The 16,560-nt window shown below is 68.2% G+C and carries 15 protein-coding genes and 2 pseudogenes; 5 read left to right on the forward strand and 12 right to left on the reverse strand.

Annotated features, from left to right (window positions below):
- Positions 1-11: 11 nt before the first annotated feature.
- The 3 genes from ACZ3KP_RS02645 to ACZ3KP_RS02655 all read right to left on the reverse strand — a co-directional run bounded on the left by ACZ3KP_RS02645 (position 12) and on the right by ACZ3KP_RS02655 (position 2,948).
- The gene (locus ACZ3KP_RS02645; protein ID WP_387143593.1) at positions 12-1,100 is read right to left on the reverse strand and encodes a zinc-binding dehydrogenase; all 1,089 of its coding nucleotides are present in this window, start codon (positions 1,098-1,100) and stop codon (positions 12-14) included.
- Between the two features lie 657 nt (positions 1,101-1,757).
- A complete protein-coding gene (locus ACZ3KP_RS02650; RefSeq protein ID WP_387143596.1) occupies positions 1,758-2,252 on the reverse strand; it encodes a winged helix-turn-helix transcriptional regulator in 495 nt (164 codons plus the stop codon).
- 72 nt (positions 2,253-2,324) lie between these two features.
- Complete coding sequence (locus ACZ3KP_RS02655) at positions 2,325-2,948, reverse strand: TetR/AcrR family transcriptional regulator (protein ID WP_387143599.1); 624 nt, start codon at positions 2,946-2,948, stop codon at positions 2,325-2,327.
- Between the two features lie 96 nt (positions 2,949-3,044).
- On the opposite strand from ACZ3KP_RS02655, the gene ACZ3KP_RS02660 reads away from it, so the two are divergent.
- Positions 3,045-3,377 carry an NAD(P)H-binding protein gene (locus ACZ3KP_RS02660; protein ID WP_387143602.1) on the forward strand — a complete coding sequence of 111 codons (333 nt, stop codon included), beginning with the start codon at positions 3,045-3,047 and terminating at the stop codon, positions 3,375-3,377.
- Between the two features lie 119 nt (positions 3,378-3,496).
- Here the strand turns inward: ACZ3KP_RS02660 and ACZ3KP_RS02665 are convergent, their stop codons facing one another.
- The 5 genes and pseudogenes from ACZ3KP_RS02665 to ACZ3KP_RS02685 all read right to left on the reverse strand — a co-directional run bounded on the left by ACZ3KP_RS02665 (position 3,497) and on the right by ACZ3KP_RS02685 (position 8,448).
- On the reverse strand, positions 3,497-3,775 hold the full coding sequence (locus ACZ3KP_RS02665) for a TetR/AcrR family transcriptional regulator (RefSeq protein WP_387143605.1): 279 nt from the start codon (positions 3,773-3,775) through the stop codon (positions 3,497-3,499).
- A gap of 109 nt (positions 3,776-3,884) precedes the next feature.
- A pseudogene (locus ACZ3KP_RS02670) lies at positions 3,885-4,841 on the reverse strand (GlxA family transcriptional regulator).
- A 201-nt stretch (positions 4,842-5,042) separates the two neighbouring features.
- Complete coding sequence (locus ACZ3KP_RS02675) at positions 5,043-6,512, reverse strand: class I adenylate-forming enzyme family protein (protein WP_387141561.1); 1,470 nt, start codon at positions 6,510-6,512, stop codon at positions 5,043-5,045.
- Positions 6,513-6,544: 32 nt separating this feature from the next.
- A pseudogene (locus ACZ3KP_RS02680) lies at positions 6,545-7,471 on the reverse strand (alpha/beta hydrolase); the annotation flags it as partial.
- Positions 7,465-8,448, reverse strand: a complete 984-nt coding sequence (locus ACZ3KP_RS02685; RefSeq protein ID WP_387141564.1) for an enoyl-CoA hydratase/isomerase family protein — start codon at positions 8,446-8,448, stop codon at positions 7,465-7,467. The gene ACZ3KP_RS02685 and the pseudogene ACZ3KP_RS02680, both read right to left, overlap by 7 nt.
- A 369-nt stretch (positions 8,449-8,817) precedes the next feature.
- Here ACZ3KP_RS02685 and ACZ3KP_RS02690 point away from each other — a divergent pair, with 369 nt between their 5' ends.
- On the forward strand, positions 8,818-9,471 hold the full coding sequence (locus ACZ3KP_RS02690; protein WP_467495779.1) for a TetR/AcrR family transcriptional regulator: 654 nt from the start codon (positions 8,818-8,820) through the stop codon (positions 9,469-9,471).
- 24 nt (positions 9,472-9,495) lie between these two features.
- Here the strand turns inward: ACZ3KP_RS02690 and ACZ3KP_RS02695 are convergent, their stop codons facing one another.
- Positions 9,496-10,404, reverse strand: a complete 909-nt coding sequence (locus ACZ3KP_RS02695) for a short-chain dehydrogenase/reductase (protein ID WP_467495781.1) — start codon at positions 10,402-10,404, stop codon at positions 9,496-9,498.
- Positions 10,405-10,591: 187 nt separating this feature from the next.
- Entirely contained in the window at positions 10,592-11,647 is a 1,056-nt protein-coding gene (locus ACZ3KP_RS02700; protein ID WP_387141573.1) for an aldo/keto reductase, read from the reverse strand.
- 188 nt (positions 11,648-11,835) lie between these two features.
- On the opposite strand from ACZ3KP_RS02700, the gene ACZ3KP_RS02705 reads away from it, so the two are divergent.
- Positions 11,836-12,504, forward strand: coding sequence for a TetR/AcrR family transcriptional regulator (locus ACZ3KP_RS02705; protein WP_387141575.1), 669 nt, complete (start codon positions 11,836-11,838; stop codon positions 12,502-12,504).
- A gap of 356 nt (positions 12,505-12,860) precedes the next feature.
- On the opposite strand, the gene ACZ3KP_RS02710 is transcribed toward ACZ3KP_RS02705, so the two are convergent.
- Positions 12,861-13,250 carry a hypothetical protein gene (locus tag ACZ3KP_RS02710; RefSeq protein WP_467495783.1) on the reverse strand — a complete coding sequence of 130 codons (390 nt, stop codon included), beginning with the start codon at positions 13,248-13,250 and terminating at the stop codon, positions 12,861-12,863.
- A 441-nt stretch (positions 13,251-13,691) separates the two neighbouring features.
- Between ACZ3KP_RS02710 and ACZ3KP_RS02715 the strand changes: the two genes are divergently transcribed.
- Both ACZ3KP_RS02715 and ACZ3KP_RS02720 read left to right on the forward strand, forming a co-directional pair.
- Entirely contained in the window at positions 13,692-14,213 is a 522-nt protein-coding gene (locus ACZ3KP_RS02715; protein WP_467495785.1) for a restriction endonuclease, read from the forward strand.
- A gap of 289 nt (positions 14,214-14,502) precedes the next feature.
- Positions 14,503-14,655 (forward strand): hypothetical protein, encoded by a 153-nt coding sequence (locus ACZ3KP_RS02720; protein WP_387141584.1) that lies wholly within the window; start codon positions 14,503-14,505, stop codon positions 14,653-14,655.
- Positions 14,656-14,737: 82 nt separating this feature from the next.
- Here the strand turns inward: ACZ3KP_RS02720 and ACZ3KP_RS02725 are convergent, their stop codons facing one another.
- Positions 14,738-16,543 carry an RICIN domain-containing protein gene (locus ACZ3KP_RS02725; protein WP_387141587.1) on the reverse strand — a complete coding sequence of 602 codons (1,806 nt, stop codon included), beginning with the start codon at positions 16,541-16,543 and terminating at the stop codon, positions 14,738-14,740.
- Positions 16,544-16,560: the final 17 nt, after the last annotated feature.

Raw genomic sequence — 16,560 nt, forward strand, 5'->3', positions numbered from 1 at the left:
GTGAGTGTGGTTCAGCGGGTGTGGGGAGTAATGATGATCTTGGCGTCCTGCTCGGGGTCGCGGAGCCTGGCGAAGGCGTCGGCCACCTCGGCGAGTCCGATCCGACTGGTGATGAGCGGATCGGCGTGGAGTTCGCCGGCGGCCAGGTGGCCGAGGGTCTGGGCGAACTCCTCGACCGTGTAGGAGACGGAGAAGACCAGGTCGATCTCCTTGAAGACACCGAAGGTGGGGTAGAAGGTGTCCTGCTCCATGCACAGCCCGGCGACGACGATCTTCGTGCACGCGGCGGCCCCGCCGAGGATCTGCTGAATCACCCCGGGGACGCCTACGCACTCGAACACCACCGACGGACGGAACGCGGCATCCGGGAACGTCACCGTCTGGCGGCCGAACCGCGCCGGGTCCGTGACGGCGGCGACGGAACGCCAGGAGTCGTACGGTGACGTCTCGCGCGGGTCGACGACGATGTCGGCGCCGAGCGCGGTGGCCATCGCACGCCGCGTGGGGGAGAAGTCCGCGGCGATGATCGGGCCGATACCTCGCATCTTGAGCACGGCAATCACCGCGAGGCCGATCGGGCCGCAGCCGATGACGATGGGCACGTCGTCGGCTCCGAGGGCACCACGGTTGACGGCGTGCAGGGCGACGGCCAGCGGCTCGGTCAGAGCGGCGACGTCGGTGGGCACGTTGTCCGGCACCGGGATGAGGAGGTCCTCCGACAGGAGCATGTAGTCGGCGTAACCGCCCGGGGTGTCGACACCGCCGAAGCCGAGCAGCACCGGCTGCGGCTGCCGGAGCAGGAACGGCACCGAGACCACTCGGGTGCCGGGCGCGTGCACCCCGCGCGTGCCCGGCCCGTACTCGACCACTTCGGCGCAGAACTCGTGACCCAGGGATGTCCGCGCGTCGAGATCGAACGGGGCGACGCCGGTCACCGCCTTGTAGCCTTCGATCAGTTCGGAGCCGTGCGCGACGGCATGCAGGTCGCTCCCGCAGATCCCGTTCGCGAGGGTCTTGACCAGTACTTCTCCCGGCCCGGGCCGGGGGATCGGCGTCTCGATCAGTTCGAGCCCGCCCTTGCGCATGACAACAGCAGTCATCGTCATAGGTGTTTCCTTGCGGTTGAGGTGTTTCGGGGTGGTGCCCTGGAGGCCCGGCACGTCAGGGCGACCGATGGGCACGGCTGTCCCTGAGTGGGACCCGCGACAGGATGAAGAAGCAATGCGCACCACGAGCCGGGACTCGGAGGCTGGTGCCGTTGGGGGAGGCCTGTTCGACAGGCTTTCTTAGGAGGTCGTGAACGGCCGTCCGGTGTCAGGCGGTTGACCACCGGTCCGGACGGGGCCGCAGATTCGCGGCGGACGCGGATACGAAATCCGTGTGTATGCAGGGGTGTAAACGGGTGCCAGAGTGCCCCGGTCCCACCGCACGGGAGAACTGCCGGGTTACGGTCGTCCGTTCACTCCGACCGAACCGACGTCGACCACTCCGGCGGCTCGGTCCGATCGTCGTGATCGTCATGTGGTGGTACCGGACGGCTCGGTCCGTTGTTGAAGCGCTCATGGCACACCTCGTCGTGTGACTGCCCCGCCTGGGCGGCGGCCGGTGGAGCGGTACTCGGCCGTGCGGCCCGAGCGAATCGCCCACGTGCTCGTCCTCGTCAGTGGGCTCAAGCGCTAACAGTAAGAGGGTGACTACCATCATGCAAGTGACTGGCTGCAGTGATGGAAGTCACCGTTCGGGTCCGGGGCTTGGGTTCAGGAGGCGTGCTCGTTCCGTCGTTCGAGCAGCGCGCGGAGCCGGTCGTCGGCCGACGGGCCCGGCAGGAACATGGAGTGCTCCTCGTCGATGGGGCGGCCGGTCGTGCGGTCGATCATCAGGGGATTGACGTCGATGCCGGACTCCTTGTCCACCACCCGGATGTTGGGCGCCTCGGGCGGAAAGTGCTCCAGGCCGAAGGCGTAGAGCGCGATGAGCACCGGGCGGAACGCGTGTCCGGCTTCGGTGAGTACGTACTCGTCCCGCGGTGGCCGTTCGCTGTAGCGGCGTCGTTCGAGGAGACCCGCCCCGACGAGCGCGCCGAGTCGGCGGGTCAGGGAATTCGGCGAGATGCCGAGGCTTTTCTGGAACTCGTCGAACCGGGTGATGCCGTGGGTCGCGTCACGCAGGATGAGGATGCTCCACCACTCGCCCACGTGTTCCAGTGTCAGCGCGACCGGGCAGGTCATGTCCTGAAAGCTCTTCCGTTCCATGATGGAAGTCTACGGACGGCGCCTCGGTGGCCGGAGTCTCGCGGGTGGTGGTGCGCTGTGGGGGGGGCATCGTCAGTGGGAGGCGCCGCCGGCCGCCAGGCCCGAGAGCAGGAGGTCGAGTGCGCGACCTGTGTGGACCAGGGCGTCTTCCGGGTCTTCAGCGGTCGCGATGATGTGATTGCCCTCGCACAGGCAGGCCAGCAGCAACCGTGCCGTGGTGGCGATCGGCGTGTCCGGCTTCAGTTCCCCTCGCGCGGCCGTCACGGTGAGCAGCTGTTCGATCGGCGGCTGGGCGACCGTCTCGTTGATGTGCCGGTACTGCTCGCCCAGGACCGCGGGTGCTTGGGCCATCAGTTCGCGGTGCAGCGGGTCGTCGACGGACCGCCGCAGGAAGGCGAGGGCGAGGGACCGGGCCTCCGTCAGGGCGGGGGTGCCCGGGGTCGCCGCAGCCTCCTTCGCGGTCGTGTCACCGAGGGCTGCGACCTGCTGGATCAGCTCGGTGTACAGCTCGGCGAACATCGCCTTCTTGTCAGGGAAGTGGTGGTAGAAGGTGCCCTTGCTCACCATCGCCGCCCCTGTGATGGCCTCGACCGGCGTGTCGGCGAACCCGTTGTCCATGAACAGCCTGCGGGCGGCGGCCGTCAGGTCCGTCCGGGTCTGCTCCGCGTACATCTGCCGCCGGTGTGGCCTGCTCATGTGCACCATCGTATATTCGATGACCTGAGGTCAATGAATGACCATGAGTCAATGAATGGGCGTGGTGGCAACCCGCGTGTCCAGTCCGTCTGAAAGGTGTGGTCGTGGACAGTCGCAGGATCGTCCTGCTGGGCGCTACGGGGTACCGGTCAGCGAGTACTCCGGGAACTCCTCAAACGCGGTGCGGAGCCGACACCGGTTGGGCGCAGTCGCGCCAGGATGCGGGTCGTGGCTGATCGCTTCGGGGTGGACCTGCCGGTGGCCGAGGCGGATCTCACCTCGGCTGCCGACCTCTCGCGACTCCTGGAGTCGAGCGACGTGGCCGTCTCCACGGTGGGTCCGTTCATGGAACTCGGCATGGCAACCGTTACAGCGGCGGCCCGGGCAGGGCCCATTACCTCGACTCCACTGGCGTCGAGGATGGCCTGAACCGCGGTGCGGAGTTGTTCGCGCGCAGGTGACGCGGGGCCCTGGTAGGACGCGAGAACCGCGCGTAGCGCGTGCGCCGTCTCCTGATTCGTACTGGCGTAGTCGGCGAAGCGGTCCATTCAACTGCGCAGTGCGCGGGTCGGATTCTCACTGGCGAGCAGGGCTTCGGCGTCGGCGCGAAACTGGGACAGCTCTTCCTGGTGGATCGCCTCGACCAGTGCCTCCCGGGTGAGGAAGTGGCGGTAGAGCGTCGCGATGCCCACCCCCGTGTCCCGCGCGATCTGTTTCAGGGATACCGGTGCCTCGGACGCGAACGCGACACACGCGGCGTCGAGCAGGCGGGTGCGGTTGCGTGCGGCGTCCGCGCGGACAGGTTTGGGGGTGTGGTGGCCCGGCATGGTGTGGAGGGACCTCCGTGCGCGGTCCGACTCCGGGCCTTTGAAATTATGATCGTAATCTCAAGAGGGGGGTGAGGTGGCTACTTCAAGACGGGAGCCGGTGATGTGTTCAGGGTGTTGACCCGGCGCCGCGGAACGTGCGCCGGTAGAGGCGTGGAGAGACGCCGATGGCGGCGTGCAGGTGCTCTCGCAGGGATGTGCCGCCGGCGAAGCCGACCCGGTCGGCGATCTCGTCCACCGGCGGGTCGGTGGATTCCAGGAGGTGCCGCGCCCGCTCGACGCGCTGTTGGATCAGCCAGCGTCCCGGGCTGGTGCCCACCTCCTCGGTGAAGCGGCGGACGAAGGCGGCAGGCTCATGTGGGAGTGCCCGGCCAGGTCCGTCAGGGCCATCGGCTCGTGGAGGTTCTCCAGTGCCCACTGGCGTGCGGTGGCCGTACCGCTGGTCGTGGCGTCAGGGACCGGGGGGCGCATGTACTGCGCCTGCCCGCCGTCGCGCCAGGGTGGGACGACGCACATACCGGCCACGTGGTTGGCGACCTCGCTGCCGTGATCCTTGCGGATGAGGTGCAGACAGACATCGAGCCGCGAGGCGGCGCCGGCGGAGGTCAGTGCATCCCCGTCGTCGATGAACAGGACGTTCGGGTCCAGTGCGACCATGGGAAATCATGGGCGGAAGAGGTCGGCCACGACCCAGTGGGCGGTGGTCGGCCGCCCGTCGAGGAGCCCGGCTGCGGCGAGGGTGAAGGCGCCGGTGCAGATCGACACGAGGCGGGTGCCGGGAGCGACCGATCTGAGCGCCTCCACCACGGCCTGTGGCACCTCCGGGGTGACGGCGGTGGTGCTGAAAGGGCGGGATAACGACGGTGTCGGCGGTGCTCAGCGTCTCGAAGCCGTGCTCGGTGGTGATCGAGAAGTCGGAGTTGGTGCGGACCGGGCGGCCGTCGACGGTGCAGGTGAGGACCTCGTAACGGCCGTCCGTCGCCCCGAACACCCGGCTGGGGATGCCCAGTTCGAACGGATACACTCCGTCGACGGCCAGAAAGAGCGTCCGCAAACTCAACCGGATGACCGACTGACAGCCGGGTGCGGGAACTCGCCGGCAGTGCCTGTGCCCGCGGCGAGTTCCCGCACGGCGCACTCAGCGGGAATGGTTCAGGCGAAGAGCTTTGCGGCGGCGGGCGTTGACGAGGAACATCAGCCGACTCCATGTGCTGCACGACGGCGCCGTCGTGCAGCACATGGAGTCGGCGCCGTCCGTCCCGGGACGTCACGCCCCGGCGGAGGCAGAAGAGTGGCTTGCTCGCAGTGCGACCTTGTCGATCTTGCCGACAGCGTTCTTGGGGATGGCCTCCACCACGATGTACGAGGTGGGACGCTTGTAGCCGGTGAGATGCCGTGCGCAGAGGATTTGGAGTGCCGCGGGATCGACTGTCACGCCCGGTCGCGGCTGGACGTACGCGACGACCACTTCGCCCCATTTTTCGTCCGGTACCCCGATCACGGCGGCCTCCAGGACGGAGCGATCTCCCGTCAGCACGTCCTCGATCTCCTTGGGGTAGATGTTCTCCCCTCCTCGGATGATCATGTCCTTCGACCGCCCGACCAGGGTCAGGTACCCTTCCGCGTCGAGATGACCGATGTCGCCCGTGTGCAGCCAGCCGTCGATGACCGTTCGCGCCGTCTCCTCGGGACGGCCCAGGTAGCCGCGCATGACGTTGGCGCCGCGCACGATGACCTCGCCGTCCAGTCCCTGTGGCAGGTCGGCACCGGCCGCGTCGACGATCCGTATCTCCTGCCCGGGGAAGGGCAGCCCCACTGTTCCGGCTCGCCGGGGTCCCGAGACCGGATTGATCGTGGAGCCGCAGGTTCCCTCGGAAAGGCCGTACCCCTCGACGAGGGGGAACCCGTACCGCGTCTCGAACCGGGCCAGCAGGTCGGCGGAGGCGGGCGCGGCACCGCAGACCCCGAACCGCAGCGACGACGTGTCCGGCTGAACATCGTCCGGAAGCGCCGCGAGCATCCCGTAGATCGTGGGCACGGCACTGAAGAAGGTGGGGCGCTCCCGCTCGACGAGGCCGAAGAAGGTACGGGGATCGAACCGGCCGGCGATGACGACACTGGCTCCGACGAGCAGCGGCGTCAGGACGCTGACGATGATGCCGTTGACGTGGAAGAGCGGCAGGATCAGCAGGCAGCGGTCGCTCGGCCCCAACTCCAGGGCCAGCCGACCCATCTCCACCATGGCGTCGATGTTCGCGTGGTCGAGCATCACCCCCTTGGGCACCCCGGTCGTACCGCTGGTGTAGATGAGCAGGGCCAGAGCTGACGGGTTCGGCTGCGGCGCCTCGTCCCACCCCGGAGCCTGTTCGCGCAGGCCTCCGACTGCGAGCGTGACGAGGCCGGCCACGGCTTGCCTGCCGTCCTCGACCACTAGCAGGCGCGCGCCGGAGTCGACGAGCTGCCGGGCGACCTCGCCGTCGGTCATGCTCGGATTGACCGGGGTGACGGTGGCACCGAGCCGCCAGGCCGCGAACAGCAGCAGGACGAATTCCACGCGGTTGGTCAGCTTGAGGGCGACGACGTCACCGGGACCGATGCCGAGGTCTCGAAGGTGGTGCGCAGCCGCGCGGACACGGTCCAGTAGTTGGGCGTTGGTGAGCGCCTGGAGCCCGTCCGAGACCGCGGGACCGCCCGGGTCCAGGGCGGCGCGGCGATCAGGCAGTGAAGCGAAATTCATGGCGTGCGTACCTGTTTCGGTGGGCGATCCGGTCAGGAGGCCGAAGAGGCGGGCAGCGGAGCGAGGTGCCGGGTCAGGAACTCCACCTGGTCGCGCGCCAGGGCCTCGAAGGTCTCGCCGGTGTAGAAGTCGAAGTGGCCCGCGGCGTACCGCTTGACCTCGCCGTGGGGTGCGGTCCGCGCGTACCGGAGTGTCTGTGCGGGAGGCGTGACGGAGTCCGTGTCGCTGACGCAGAAGAGGATCGGCATGACGACCTTCTTCGCCGCACGGCCGGGCCGGTAGGCGGCGATGGTCGGGATGACCCGCGCCGCGACCTCGTTGCGGAACGTCTTCCCCTTCGGCACGAGCGCCTGGTAACCGGGCAGTGCGTCCGCGGCGTTCATCAACGCGGGCGAACCGGGGGAGGCGGCGATGGGGACCATCACGGGTGCCTTGCCACGTATCCTGGCCGACAGATCCCGGGCGAGTACGGGGGTCATCCTCAGTGAGGCCACCGGGCCGAGCGCGAGTGCCGAGGCCAGACCGTCGGTGAACGGACACTGGGCCACGGCCGCGCACAGTTCGGGATGACGCGAGGCGACGGTGATGGCGTGCCCCCCGCCGAACGAGCTGCCCCACACCGCGATGCGCGAACGGTCCACGTCACGGCGCGCCTTGACCCAGTCGAGGGCGGAATCCCAGTCGGCGAGCTGGCGCTTGATCGACAGCAACTGGCGAGGGTGGCCGCCGCTGTCGCCGAAGTGCCGGTAGGTGAAGGCCAGGGCGGCGATGCCGGCCTGTGCGAAACGCTCGGCGAAGGCGTCCAGGCGCATGTCACGGGTGGCACCGAGGCCGTGCCCGAGGACGACGACGGGCGGAGAGACGACACCGGTGGGGAGATAGAGCCATCCGGCACAGGAGCTGTCGCCGGAGGGGAACGAGACGTCGTGACGGACGAAGGGATGCCGTGTGGTCATGGTCGGCTCACCTTCCGGTCGGTCGTCGAGCGGGGCCCGGGCACGGTGCCGGAGGCGAGCGCCTCGGCGTAGGTGTCCGGCCGGTAGAGCGGAAGCTCCCCCGTCGCGTCCGTCGTGTCCATGTAGTCGAGCATCAACTCCTGGCCCTCCCGCGACAGAACTCTGGTGAAGAACTCGGTGCGTTCGACGTGCAGGCCGTCCGCCAGGGACATCGAGCCGCCGAAGTACACCGACCTCTTGGCGGCGGCGACCGACCCCTTCGGCCGGGCGCCGAAGTGCTGGGCGAGTTCGACCGCCCGCGTGACCACCTCGCCCTGCGGAACGACCTCGTCCACCGCCCCGTTGGCGAGAGCCTGAGCAGGGGTGAACGGTTTGCCTTCGAGGATCGCGACGAGAGACCGGTGGGTGCCGATCAGGCGGGTCAGCCGCTGGGTGCCGCCACCGCCCGGAATGATGCCGAGAAGGATCTCCGGCTGGCCGATGAAGAACTCCCCGTCGGCCATCACCCGCAGATCACACGCCCAGGCGAACTCCGCGCCGAGGCCCAGGGCCGAGCCGTTGAGGGCGGCGACGAAGAGCACGCCGCTGGCGTTCATCTTGAGGAAGGTCGTGTGCAGGGCTTCCAACTGGAGTGCTCCCCGCAACGGGGTCCTGCGCGCCACAGGCTCCAGGACCCGGGCCCGGTCCACGCCCTTCGCCACACGAACGACGGCGGCGGCACCGCGTCGGCCGACGGTAGGGCTCGCGGCGCCCTCCTCCTGAAGCCACCGGACCTCGGCGTGGCTCACGAACCGCTCGGGGTGCGCGCCCGTGAACACGACGGCACGGACGGCGGGATCGCGGTCTACCCGATCCACCAGCTCCTTTAGTCGGTCGGCGATGTCGGGGCCGAACACACCGTGCGGCCCGCCGTCGACCCGGACGGTCAGGACGGCTCCGTCGTCCTGGATCTCAAGATGACCCTTTTCGGGTTTTCTCATGGAATCTGCTCCCGTGCTGAATCCGTGGTGAGGGGAGGGCGGTACGAAGGAAACGGTGCGTGCCCAGGCGGGCGGGGATCGCCACGCGGGTGCCTCGCCCGCCGCTGCGGGGCGCTGGTTCGGCGGAGACAGGACCGCGAGCGGTCCCGTGACCTGTGTCGGCTCTGGTGCGTGAGGCCCGGAGCTGCTGCGGTGCTCGCGACGCCGTGCTATTCGTGATGTGTATCCTGGCGTGGAGAACTCGTATAACCAAGTTATTTTATGTGTGGCAACTGTCACTCCGGTCGGCGTTGCGCCTCCGGTGCGAGGTCGGTTGCGGAGTCGGGTGGGTACATGGGAGACGCGTCAAGAGCGTCGGCGCCCCTGGGGGTGCCGGAACGGCTCATCAGCGCCACGATCGGCCTCCTTGCCGAGCAGGGGCCTTCGGCCATCAAGGCGCGTACGGTGGCGTCCGCCAGCGGCCTGTCGACGATGGTGGTCTACAGCCACTTCGGGGGTATCCCCGAGCTCGTCCGGGCCGTCGCGGATCACGGGTTCGAGGAGCTCGGCAAGGCTTTCTCCCAGGTGCCGGTGACCGACGACGCGGTCGCGGATCTCTTTGTCATGGCGTTGACCTGTCGACGGGTCGCCGGTGAGAACCCTCACCTGTACGACCTGATGTTCGGGCTGTCCACTCGTGCCACCTACCGACCGCTGTCGGATGCCGACCTCCGGTTCAGCGGACGCTCGCCGGCCTTCCGCAAGGCCCACGCGGTCGTCGCCGAAGCGTGCGCACGGCTCGTGGGTTCCGGCCGGGTGGCGCAGCAGGACCCCGATGTCGTGACGGCTCAGTTGTGGAGCTACGTCCACGGCTACATCACCCTCGAACTGGCCGAGCACTTCACTGAGTTCGAGGACCCGGTGACGCAGGTGCTGCTGCCGATGGGGGTGGGTTTCGCCGTGGGGCTGGGTGACGAACGGGAGCGCGCGCTGGCCTCGCACGAGGAGGGCCTGCGCTCTTTCCGCTCGACGGCAGGGAGTTGACGGGGGATCAGTCCGCTTTGCGTCTCAAGCGCCGGGTCGGGAAGGTCCGGTACTCCCGGTTGGGTTGTCGACGCCGGGTACCAGCTGGTCATGTCGGCCCAGTGCCTCCACCTCGCGTTCGAGGGTGGGCACGGCTCGGGCCGCGAAACGCCGCGCCCAGGGCCATGCGAGTGGTGAATTGATGGCTGCCTTCGCCCAGTTGGCCGCGGCGATCGCACGTGGCACGTACACCCTGCTGCGCCGGCGGACGACTCCGTCGACGATCGCCGCGGCTGCCTGGTGGACGCTCGTGGTGACGTTGCCCGGGTACGGCAGCCGTCTGCGCAGGTCCTGGAAGGAGGGCAGGTCTCCTTCGGCGCCCCGGACGATGTCCGTGTCGATCCAGGAGGGGTGCACCAGACCGACCGTGACACCGAGATGGGCCACCTCCTGGCGGTAGGCCAAGGCCAGCATCTCCACCCCGGCCTTGCTCGCGCCGTATGCGGCCATCGAGGCCAGCGGCATGAAGGCCAGTGCGGAGGATACGACCATCGCATGGCCGCGGCTGCGCTCCAGGTGGGGCGTCGCGTACTTCAGGGTCCGGAAGACACCGTTGAGGTTGATGTCCAGAACCCGCTCGAACGACGCGTCGTCCGTCTGCCGTACGGTCCCGTAGGCCGCGACCCCCGCGTTGGCGACGATGATGTCGATGCCGCCCATGGTCTGCGCACAGTCGTCGATCGCCGACTTCAGGGCGGCCCCGTCGCGTACGTCGGCCGTCCGCCAGGACGCGTCAGGGCCCAGGGAAGGGGCGAGCTCGCGCAGTCGATCGGGTTCGAGTCCGAGGAGGGCGAGTCGGGCGCCGCGGGCGGCGGCGACCCGTGCCACCTCGGCCCCGATCCCGCGCGCGGCTCCGGTGACGACCAGCCTTCGGCCTGCCAGGTCTTGTTTCATGGCCCGTAACATAACTTCGTTATTGGGGGAGTGCAATAGGTGATAGGTGCCAGGGTTGAGGGGAAGTGTGCGGGTGTGCCCTGCTCGGCTGCCGCCGGCCGGGGGTTGGCTGCGAGCGGTCCGACGGGGCGAGCGGCGGACCGTTGCTCCAAGGAGTGCTGTCGGAGCCGAGGAGTGCCTGCGCGTATCAGGCCACCGGCGTGGCTGGCGGTGTCACGCGGCGGGCGTCGCCTCCCTGGACGGCGTCCCTGGCGCCGGCAGCGGCCTCGTGGGGCACTCCGAGGGGGATCGCACTGACCTCGGACAGGCGTTGGAACTGCTTCGGTGTGAGCCGGACGTCCAGCGCGGCCAGGTACTCGTCCAGCTGTCCGGGGTTCCGCGGGCCGATGATCGGCACGTATGAGATAGGCGCCTGTGTGGCACGCTCGCGGAGCCACGACACCGACACCTGGGCGGGGGTCGCGCCGGTTTCTTCAGCAACAGCCAGAACGGCGTCGACCACGGCGGTCTTCTGTTCGGTGCTCTCGGTGTGAATGACCGCCTTGAGGTCGGTCAGTCGTCCTTCCGTGCTGTGGCGGTACTTGCCGGTGAGCAGTCCGCCGCCGAGCGGGGACCACAGGGCGGCGCCGAGTCCCAGGCTCTCGGCCATCGGCAGTAGTTCACGGTCGGCGGTCCGCTCGACGAGGCTGTACTCGACCTGGATGCCCGTGACCGGTGCCCAGTTCTTCAGGTCGGCGAGGGTGACGGCGCGGGAGACCCGCCACGCGGGGAAGTTGGAGAGCGCGACGTGAAGGATCTTGCCGGACGTGACGAGGTCGTCCAGACCCCGCAGGATCTCCTCCATGGGGGTGAGGTTGTCGGGGAAGTGGACCCAGTACAGGTCGACGTAGTCCGTCCCGAGGCGCCTCAGGCTAGCCTCCAGTGACGCGATCATGTTCTTGCGGCTGTTGCCCGTCCGGGAGATGCCCGGTTGGGGGGCGGCTCCGTTGGTGAACTTGGTGGCCAGAACGAAGTGGTCACGGTCGGCGGCGACGAACTTCCCCACCAGTTCCTCCGACTCGCCGAACTGGTAGCTGTCCGCCGTGTCGAGAAACGTTCCGCCGGCCTCGGCGAACCCGTCGAAAATCCGGCGTGCCTCGTCGGGCTCGGCGCCGGCGCCCCAGCGGGTGCCGAAGTTCCCCGTCCCGAGTGCGTACTCGGATACGCGCAGTCCTGTCTGTCGTCCAAAGGTCGTGTAACGCACCAGATCTCCTTCGTGCTGATGACCCGTCGAGGTCGAGATGAGCGGTGGTGGGTGAGGCGCCAGGCGGGACTGCGGCCCGGCCGAGGCCATCGGGGGCCACCGGGCGCGGGGCAGCCGATGCGCCGATCCGCGTGCGGCGTGATGCCGGACGTGGCAGGTGTCACTAAGTAAGACGGTCGGTGTACTTGATGCTTCACCATAGCTGCCGCGACCGCCCATGTAAAACGATCGGTATCCTTGAGGGTGTGAACGAACCCACCGCTGTACGCCGACGTCAAGGCCGGGGTGCTCGGGAGCGAATCCTCCGAGCGGCGACTGAGCTGTTCACGGCACAGGGGATCAACGCGACCGGGATCGAGCAGCTGTCGACCGTCGCCGGAGTGTCCAAACGCACGCTCTACCAGCACTTCCGCAGCAAGGACGAGCTCGTCGTGGCGTATCTGCGGTCGTTGGACGACGACCCCGAGTCCGTCGTCCCCGAGCAGCCGACGCTGGCGACAGCGAGCCCGCGGGAGCAGCTTCTGGCCGTCTTCGACTGGAAACCGACGGAGACCAAGGCCCCGTTCCGGGGATGCCCGTTCTTGAACGTCAGCGTCGAAGTGCCGGACCCGGGCCATCCCGCGCACGAGCTGGCAGCCGCGAAGAAGAAGAGGTGTGCCCGCCGCCTCGCCGACATCGCGCGGCAGGCCGGGGTCGCCGACCCGGAAACCCTCGGTGAGCAACTGGCACTGCTCTTCGACGGGGCGGCCGCGCGTGGCCTCGCGCTGAACAATCGTCATGTCATGGCGTACGCGCGATCCATCGCAGAGACGTTGGTGGATGCCGCCCTCGCTGACGCCGGTCGAGGGTCTCCGTGACGAGGTTGCTTGTCCCGTGCGTGACGTCGTCGCGATTCCGTGGTGGATGACAGGACGGGCCGATCTCCTCGAAGCCACGGACAGGTCGGATGCCGGTGCCGGGCCGAACGGTTTTCAGCCGCGGAGGGGCCGGAAGAGGGTTTGGGGGTTGTCCGGTCGGCTGCGGCATGCTCCGGTTCTCCGACCGTACGACGCGCATCGGCCGCCGCCTGGGCCTGTGCCTGCGCGACGAAGCGGGTGTCCACGACCCAAATGGACAGTCGTGCTTGTCCGGGTAGGTGAGAGCCCTACGGCCTGTGGGGCAGTTCACGGACGACCCGGAGTCGTACCGCCGTCAGCGGCGCCACGGTCCCCGGTCACCCCTCTGTCTGCCGTCCCACTCCCAAGATCACGACTGGATGCGGCCGCCGCGACAGCGCGTCCCGGTACACGTCATGCCGTGGAGACAGCGGATGCCGGGGGTCGGCCTGCCGGTCCGCGGCCAGCCGGGACTGCCCGGCCAGGAGCTTGAGAGCGCTGACCGTGAGCCCCACCACGCCGCACCCCGTCGCCCGACTCGGACCACCTTGTTTCAGGACGAGCCCGACGGCGGCGGACCCGAGCGCCATGCCCGAGGTCATAAGCGTGACGAGCCAGACGAACGCCTTCGTGACGGTGCCCGCCGGGGCGCGCTCTCCGACCAGGACGAAGGAGACGGTCAGCACGGGTGCGGGGAACAGCCCGGTCAGCACAATTAGGCCAGCCATCGAGGGGGACTGGGCAACAGGCACAGGAGCGCGTACCCCGGTGCCAGACAGACGGTCAGCAGCAGAGCCCGCCGCGCGGCGGGAGCGCCCGGTGGCGTACGGCGCCGTAGAGGAGGGCACTGAAGGCATTGAGGGCTAGGAGTGCGAGTGCCCCTGGGCACGCGGCGTTCCTCCGCGTAGGCCACGACGACGACATCGAGCGTGCCGAGCGCGACGCCCCGCGGGTGAGGGGCTGACCAGCAGGATGACGAGTTGAGTGGCACGAGTTGAGTCAGCCATGGCTGACTCACGCTCTTCCTGACTTGCCCTGGGTTGTCGAGTCTCTCAGTTCAGGATGCTGCGGAGGAGGTCGAAATGGCTGTTCGACGTAGACGAATGTCGGCTGGTCGTCGTCGGCGGCGGATGGCGGAGGCGAAGCCGAAAGTGCTCGGCACTGGCGGGATGCTGATCGTGCTGGTGGTGTTCTGGCCGGCGGTGCTGCCCTACGTCGTAGGAGGCGCGCTCCTTGGCGGTAGCGGAGTGGTGAGTTGGTGGCTGTGGCGTACGGACCGGATGGTGCGTGCCCGAGACTGCCGCTGGCGGCAGGAAGATGCGATGGTGGCGGGGCGGCGAACCCTGGCCGAGGTAGATGCGATGACCGTAACGGATTTCGAGGAGCTGGTTGCCGCGCTGTGCCGCCGTGACGGGTGCACGGGGGTCCGGGGGGTGGGCGGTGCGCACGACAACGGTGCTGATGTCGTCGGTCGGCTTCCTGACGGCCGGACGATGGTGATCCAATGCAAGCGGTATGCCCCCAGCAGTACCATCGCCAGCCGTGAGTTACGTGACCTGCTGGGAGCGAAGGTGCACTTCCGGGCCGACGTCGCGGTGTTCGTGACGACCACACGGTTCAGCCGTCCCTCGGAAAGGTTCGCGGTGGAGTATGGCATTCTCGTCGTCCATCGCGATCATCTCGGTTGTTGAACAACGGGGCGTACCTGTCATTGTTGAGCCGTGTGAATGGTCGCGGTCAGGGGGACCCCCGTCACCGGGCGCATTGGAAGCAGGTCTACGGGAAGTGATCGATTCCGCGGGTCCGGGTCACCCGCGTCGACTACCTCTGCTGACGTGTGATCGGTGCTGAGTGCCCGTGTGCAGTGCTGCCGGTCGCCCGTCGAACGGGTCCATCGGGTGGCTGAGCCGGGTGAGCAGGATGGCGCTGCGTGTCTGGAAATGGCCTCAGCCTGACTCTGAAGCTCCTATAGATCGTCAAGTGGCCGCAGATGTCGATGGTGCGCTGGTGAGGGTGGTGATAGACCTCTCGCGCGACGAAACGCTTGAGGTACCTGAAGATGTCCTTGGTCTTGAGCCCTTCGATCGGGCCGCCCTTCTGTTCGGTATTGCAGTCACTGTTCTATCGCCCTGAAGCGGCAGATGACCCGGTTGGGGCCCGGTTCGATCGCCGGAGCCCCGACCGCTGTCCCTGTCAGGTTGTGGAGGAAGACGGCCTACCGCACGAGCTTCCAGTCCTGCGACCCGTCCGAGGCCTCGTTCTGGAGGGTCAACGGGGCTCCGAAGGACGCGCCGGTCAGATAGAGGTCGGTATTCTTGGCCGCCTGGAGCCTGTAGTAGCCATCGGTGGTCTTGACGAGGTTCCAGCTGCCTGAGGAGCTGTTGTCGACCCACTGGCCGATCTTCTGACCAGCCGTGGCGTTGCCCGTCCAGATGGCAGCCGCCCTGCCGCCGGACTTGTTGAGCAGGGTCGTACCGCCCTGCGGTTCGGTCACCACGTGCCAGTACTGGGTGTCCGGGTCGGCCGCCGCTCCCGCGTCCTCCAGGGCCACGTCGGGCACGTCCCCGTTGCCGAGGTTGGCGTCGTTGGTCTTGTTTCCGGTGCCGATCACCTGGCCGGTCCTGCGGTTCACCAGCCGGTAGTAGGGGCCGTCCGAGTCCCCGAGGTCGACCTCGGCGTAGGCGATCGTGGACGTGCCCTGGTTGTTGAGGATGGCGATACGGCCGGTGCCGTCGACGTACTGGAGGTTGCGGCTGTAGCCGGCCGGTGATGTCGTCTGGTACTCCGTCCACACCCCGTCGCTGCGCCCGCTCTCGTTGACCCAGACGTCGCCGCTGTTCGACGCGTTGTAGACCAGGCGTCCGTCGGGGAGCCGGATGATGACCGGGCTTCCGCCGCCCGTGAGCGGGTGGGAACCCGCGACGACCGGCAGTGAGCCGACGGACATGCCGGTCTGGGTACCGCGGAAGAACTTCAGAGGGTTGTCGGCGATCGCGTACCTGGTGCTGGCCCCGCCGCCCCAGTACTCGAACGTCAGCAACCACCTGCCGTCCGCCGTCGGGACGACATTGGTCATGCCCGGCCGGCCGCCACCGATCTCCGTCTTGCCGCCCTCCATGTCCTGGCTCGAACCGGAGATGTCGACGACCGGGTTGCTCCACTTCCCCTCGCTGCCGTCCCAGGTCTTGTGGACGAGGATCTGGCCGTGCGAGTCGGCGGCGGTGTCGTTGGCGGGGTCGAGAGCCGGCACACCGGTGACCGGGTCGAAGCCCGTGTAGTCGTTCTCGTCGGAGTAGTAGCAGACGAGCTTGCCCTGGTAGACCATCAGGTACGGCTCCCACAGGGGATCGACCTGCTTGTCCGTGTTGGCACTCGCGACGTTCTGCCCGATGGCGCCTGCGCTGCCGCCCTGCCACCCACCGGTGGCGATGACGTTGACCACCTTCCAGGTCCTGCCGTCGTCACCGCTCGAATACAGGGCGATCGCCAGGTCCTTGCGGTCCCCGTCGTTGCTCGGCGTCCAGTTGGGATCAGCCGCCTTGTGTTCCTTGTAGTAGTAGTCGTCGCCGGAGACGACACTCGCCAGGAGCAGCGTGCCCTTCTTGAGGCTGCCGACCTTCTGCGGAAGGACGTAGAGGTAGGGGTTGGTCCAGTTGCTCGTGTACTTCGCGTACCGGGGATCCTTGGAGAGATAGGCCGGAGCCTTGACCTCCGACAGCGGCTGCCAGCTCGTGCCCTGGTCGTCGCTCTTGTAGACGGGGAGGGTCTGCCCGTCGGCGCTCCCCGTCCCTGGCACGACCGTGGACTTCTCGAAGGTCGCGACCAGACGCCCGCTCGGCAGCTGCGCCGACTTCGGGTAGACCGCGCAGTTGCCCCGTCCCTTCAGGCACGGGTCGCTGCCGAGCTCGTAGAGAGTCCCGCCTGTCGGGTCGTACGCGTGCGCGCTGACCATGGGTATCGCAAGGATCGCGGATGTCGCCGCGAAGGTGCCGAGGGCTCGTCCAAGCCTTCTTCTCTGCATGGCCCCTCCTCAGGGGA

The organism is Streptomyces sp. NPDC020958 (assembly GCF_055562175.1).

What these genes read in the sequence shown, in the direction of transcription:
- ACZ3KP_RS02645 (WP_387143593.1), bottom strand. Translation starts at nt 1,100, where the DNA reads ATGACTGCTGTTGTCATGCGCAAGGGCGGGCTCGAACTGATCGAGACG.
- ACZ3KP_RS02650 (WP_387143596.1), bottom strand. Translation starts at nt 2,252, where the DNA reads ATGGAACGGAAGAGCTTTCAGGACATGACCTGCCCGGTCGCGCTGACA.
- ACZ3KP_RS02655 (WP_387143599.1), bottom strand. Translation starts at nt 2,948, where the DNA reads ATGAGCAGGCCACACCGGCGGCAGATGTACGCGGAGCAGACCCGGACG.
- ACZ3KP_RS02665 (WP_387143605.1), bottom strand. Translation starts at nt 3,775, where the DNA reads ATGCCGGGCCACCACACCCCCAAACCTGTCCGCGCGGACGCCGCACGC.
- ACZ3KP_RS02675 (WP_387141561.1), bottom strand. Translation starts at nt 6,512, where the DNA reads ATGAATTTCGCTTCACTGCCTGATCGCCGCGCCGCCCTGGACCCGGGC.
- ACZ3KP_RS02685 (WP_387141564.1), bottom strand. Translation starts at nt 8,448, where the DNA reads ATGAGAAAACCCGAAAAGGGTCATCTTGAGATCCAGGACGACGGAGCC.
- ACZ3KP_RS02695 (WP_467495781.1), bottom strand. Translation starts at nt 10,404, where the DNA reads ATGAAACAAGACCTGGCAGGCCGAAGGCTGGTCGTCACCGGAGCCGCG.
- ACZ3KP_RS02705 (WP_387141575.1), top strand. Translation starts at nt 11,836, where the DNA reads ATGCTTCACCATAGCTGCCGCGACCGCCCATGTAAAACGATCGGTATC.
- ACZ3KP_RS02710 (WP_467495783.1), bottom strand. Translation starts at nt 13,250, where the DNA reads ATGGCTGGCCTAATTGTGCTGACCGGGCTGTTCCCCGCACCCGTGCTG.
- ACZ3KP_RS02715 (WP_467495785.1), top strand. Translation starts at nt 13,692, where the DNA reads ATGCTGATCGTGCTGGTGGTGTTCTGGCCGGCGGTGCTGCCCTACGTC.
- ACZ3KP_RS02725 (WP_387141587.1), bottom strand. Translation starts at nt 16,543, where the DNA reads ATGCAGAGAAGAAGGCTTGGACGAGCCCTCGGCACCTTCGCGGCGACA.